General features: G+C 49.8%; 5 protein-coding genes. All 5 read left to right on the top strand.

The genetic code is table 11. From position 1 onward, the window contains the following. A partial coding sequence (gene psbB / locus H6F80_RS14600; RefSeq protein WP_190792261.1) for a photosystem II chlorophyll-binding protein CP47 occupies positions 1 to 1023 on the top strand: 1023 nt, incomplete at its 5' end. A gap of 127 nt (positions 1024 to 1150) precedes the next feature. Further along, positions 1151 to 1249, top strand: a complete 99-nt coding sequence (locus tag H6F80_RS14595) for a photosystem II reaction center protein T (protein ID WP_190792260.1) — start codon at positions 1151 to 1153, stop codon at positions 1247 to 1249. 227 nt (positions 1250 to 1476) lie between these two features. Continuing rightward, the gene (nrdR, locus tag H6F80_RS14590) at positions 1477 to 2046 is read left to right on the top strand and encodes a transcriptional regulator NrdR (RefSeq protein ID WP_190792259.1); all 570 of its coding nucleotides are present in this window, start codon (positions 1477 to 1479) and stop codon (positions 2044 to 2046) included. 296 nt (positions 2047 to 2342) lie between these two features. Next, on the top strand, positions 2343 to 3314 hold the full coding sequence (locus H6F80_RS14585) for a 30S ribosomal protein S1 (protein ID WP_190792258.1): 972 nt from the start codon (positions 2343 to 2345) through the stop codon (positions 3312 to 3314). A gap of 103 nt (positions 3315 to 3417) precedes the next feature. Further along, positions 3418 to 4075: HAD family hydrolase (locus H6F80_RS14580; protein WP_190792257.1), on the top strand; the 658-nt coding region annotated here is incomplete at its 3' end.

The raw sequence follows: 4075 nt of genomic DNA, 5'->3' as shown, positions 1-4075 counted from the left end.
CCCTATGGAATCACCGGTCACATTGAACCCGTAGCACCAGCGTGGGGACCTGAAGGATTTAACCCCTTCAATCCAGGCGGCATTGTCGCTCACCACATTGCCGCAGGTGTTGTCGGTGTGATTGCGGGTTTATTCCACCTGACCGTCAGACCACCGGAGCGGTTATTTAGAGCGCTGCGGATGGGGAATATTGAAACCGTACTGTCTAGCAGTATCGCAGCCGTCTTCTTTGCAGCCTTCGTGGTCGCAGGAACGATGTGGTACGGCAGCGCAGCAACCCCGATCGAACTCTATGGACCGACTCGCTATCAGTGGGATAGTGCCTACTTCCAGCAAGAAATCGATCGCCGCGTTCAGGCAAACGTTGCTGATGGCGCAAGCCCCGAAGAAGCCTGGTCTGACATTCCTGAGAAGCTCGCGTTCTACGACTACATTGGCAACAACCCCGCGAAAGGTGGTTTGTTCCGTACTGGTCCGATGGACAAGGGTGATGGAATCGCTGAAGGCTGGCTCGGTCACGCTGTCTTTAGAGATGGCGAAGGTCGTGAGCTGAGCGTTCGCCGGATGCCTAACTTCTTTGAAACTTTCCCGGTTATCCTGACAGATAAAGATGGCGTTGTCCGGGCAGACATCCCCTTCCGTCGTGCAGAGTCTAAGTACAGCTTTGAGCAAGTTGGCGTAACCGCTAGCTTCTACGGCGGTGAACTGAATGGACAAACTTTCTCTGATCCGGCAGTGGTGAAGCGATTTGCTCGTAAAGCACAGCTCGGCGAAGGGTTCAAGTTTGACCAGGAGACCCTGAACTCAGACGGTGTGTTCCGCACCAGTCCTCGCGGTTGGTTTACCTATGGGCACGCCGTGTTCGCGCTGCTGTTCTTCTTTGGACACATTTGGCACGGCTCTCGGACACTATTCCGCGACGTATTTGCAGGTATTGACCCGGATCTAGCAGAAGAGCAAGTCGAGTGGGGCTTTTACCAAAAGCTGGGCGACAAATCGTCCCGTCGCACCACACCCATCTAGTCGAAGTCTAAGTAGCTGGAGCGCGGCAGGTTTGGTATTGATTCATCCTTGTCGCCTCTAGCTTTCCTCGATACAGTACGGTCGAATCGGACGGCTAAATCAATCACTGAATAGGAGGAATTCCACAATGGAAAGCGTTGCATACATTCTGATTCTGGCGTTGGCAATCTTTGTTCTGTTCTTCGCGATCGCATTTCGTGAGCCACCGCGCATCACCAAAGACTAATTTCGATCGCTGTGATTTTTCGCGAGCAGCAATCTACGCTTTAAATAGCAATTCGATATTCCTGAGCAGTACGCTTGATCGGGTCTGAAGCCCTTAAATCGAGTTAACTCGCTCAGGTTTTATCGTTTTTATAAATGCAGTATGATGGCTGTATGTAGCATCACTTCCTAATGAATTAGGAATACTTTTGTTGTTAAATCTGCCTAACATTGCGGAGGACGTTTGCCATGCGATGTCCATTTTGCCAGTTTCCAGACAACCGGGTTTTGGAGTCGCGTTCAGCAGAATCTGGGCATAGCGTTCGCCGCCGCCGAGAATGTTTAAGCTGCAATCGCCGCTTCACAACCTATGAGCGAATTGAGTTTGTTCCGATCGTTGTCATTAAGCGCAACGGGGAACGGGAATCCTTCGATCGATCGAAAGTTTTAAAAGGCGTCATGCGAGCTAGTGAGAAAACAGGTTTATCTCCGGCTCACCTGGAGAATCTGGTCGATGAAATTGAGATGGAGCTTCAGCAGCGATCGATTCGTGAAGTCACCAGCAATGAAATTGGAGAACTGGTGCTTAAGCATTTGCAGCAACTAAATGAGGTTGCCTATATTCGATTTGCCTCGGTGTATCGGCAGTTTCAGGGCATTCATGATTTTATTGAAACCCTAAATCAGCTTCAGACCGGATCGTTAAAAAGCAAGCGGGAAGGCAGCCTGAGTCTGGAAAGCGATAATTTTGCAGAGTCTAATTCAATGAATCAACCTCAAGAACCGACTTCTCCAGCCCTCAACTCTGTGCCTCGGTGATCTCGCCTGAAGGAGGGTCTTTAAAGAGCCTTCCTTTAACGCTTTTCTCTCCCACTTCACCATTTTAGGCAAGTCAGTGAAGGGAGGGTATGATCCTGCCCAAAATGAGCTATGATTATCTGTCTAGGGTCTAGCACGGAAGATAGCATCTTCCAAACTTTTTGCGTGTCGGTTCTGCTCAGCAGGTTGCTGTTCCTGTGGTTCCAGAGCTTTGGGTTCTAAACTTTTGGTTCTAAAATGGGGAATCGTCAACAGACCACTACTATTACGGAGACAAACACCAGGAAATACATCGCATGGTCAATCAGGAAGTAACGGAAATTGGCTTTACTCACGAGGATTTTGCGGCTCTCCTCGATCAATACGACTATCACTTCAACCCCGGCGACATTGTTGCTGGAACCGTTTTTAGCATTGAGCCGAGGGGGGCTCTGATTGACATTGGTGCTAAGACAGCAGCTTACATTCCAATCCAGGAAATGTCGATCAACCGGATTGAAAACCCGGAAGAGGTGCTGCAATCCAACGAAACCCGCGAATTTTTCATTCTGACTGATGAGAATGAGGATGGACAGCTTACCCTGTCGATTCGGCGCATAGAATATATGCGGGCATGGGAGCGGGTGCGTCAGCTTCAGGCTGAAGATGCTACGGTGCGCTCTGCCGTCTTCGCTACAAACCGAGGAGGCGCACTGGTTCGCATTGAAGGATTACGTGGATTTATCCCTGGTTCTCACATCAGCACCCGCAAACCAAAGGAAGAACTCGTAGGCGAAGAACTTCCTCTTAAGTTTCTGGAAGTGGATGAGGACCGAAACCGTCTGGTTCTGAGCCATCGTCGTGCGCTAGTTGAGCGAAAGATGAACCGCTTAGAAGTGGGCGAAGTTGTGATCGGAACGGTGCGTGGCTTAAAGCCCTACGGTGCATTTATTGATATCGGCGGTGTCAGTGGTCTGCTGCACATCTCTGAGATCTCCCATGACCATATTGATACGCCTCATAGCGTTTTTAACGTGAATGATGAGGTCAAGGTCATGATCATCGATCTGGATGCAGAGCGGGGTCGCATTTCGCTCTCGACTAAGCAGCTTGAACCCGAACCGGGCGATATGGTGAAGAATCCAGATGTGGTGTACGAGAAAGCAGAGGAAATGGCTGCAAAGTATCGGGAACGTATGTTGCAGCAATCTCAGCCTCAGGCTGCTGCGGTAGAAGCGGTAGAAGACGTTGTGCTTGAGGAAGAGCTGCCGGCTGCAACTGAGGACTAGGCGATCGATTGCTGAACGTCTTGTCTTATATATCTCATCGGTTAAGTTGGGGAGGGGTTTCTCTCCCTAATTTTTTTTGAGGTGATATTGGGAGGGAAGCGAGGTGGCAACAATTCAGGGTGGGAAAGTCACCTTCACTAACGTTGAAGCGGTAATTTTTGATAAGGACGGCACTCTGGCAAATGTGGAAGCGTTCCTTTGTAAGCTTGCCTGCTGTCGATCGCGCCTGATTGATGCTCGCGTTCCAGGAATTGAAGCTTTGCTGCTGGATGCGTTTGGTATTCAGAAAGGTAATGCTCAAGCCTCCCCCCAAGGTTATTGCCTGAATCCGGCAGGGCTGATGGCAGTTGGAAGCAGGCAAGAGAACGCAATCGCTGCTGCCGCCTATAGTGCTGCAACGGGACGAGGCTGGACACAGTCACTTGCCCTGGTTCAAGAAGCGTTTCAAGCTGCGGATCGATCGAGTCAGCCAAAAGCAAAGCAAACTCCACTCTTGCCGGGTGCAGTACCACTCCTACAAAAGCTCACTCATGCGGGAATCAGGCTCGGAATTTTGTCTTCTGATAGCCAAAGCAACGTAGATGATTTTGTCGTTACTTACGAGTTAAGCCGTTATTTTCAGATTGCGATCGGTGTTCGAGAGAATTTGAGCAAATCCGATCCAATGCTACTGGAGCAGGTTCTACTGAAATTAGGAACAGTTCCAGGACAAACTCTGATAGTTGGCGATTCTCAGATTGATATCCAAATTGCAAAAACAG

Origin of the sequence: Leptolyngbya sp. FACHB-711 (assembly GCF_014695615.1) — a bacterium.
Lineage (GTDB): Bacteria > Cyanobacteriota > Cyanobacteriia > Elainellales > Elainellaceae > Leptolyngbya_A.
Note: the sequence above shows the minus strand (reverse complement) of the source record. Positions and strands in the feature narration are given on the sequence as shown.

What these genes read in the sequence shown, in the direction of transcription:
- H6F80_RS14595 (WP_190792260.1), top strand. Translation starts at nt 1,151, where the DNA reads ATGGAAAGCGTTGCATACATTCTGATTCTGGCGTTGGCAATCTTTGTT.
- nrdR (WP_190792259.1), top strand. Translation starts at nt 1,477, where the DNA reads ATGCGATGTCCATTTTGCCAGTTTCCAGACAACCGGGTTTTGGAGTCG.
- H6F80_RS14585 (WP_190792258.1), top strand. Translation starts at nt 2,343, where the DNA reads ATGGTCAATCAGGAAGTAACGGAAATTGGCTTTACTCACGAGGATTTT.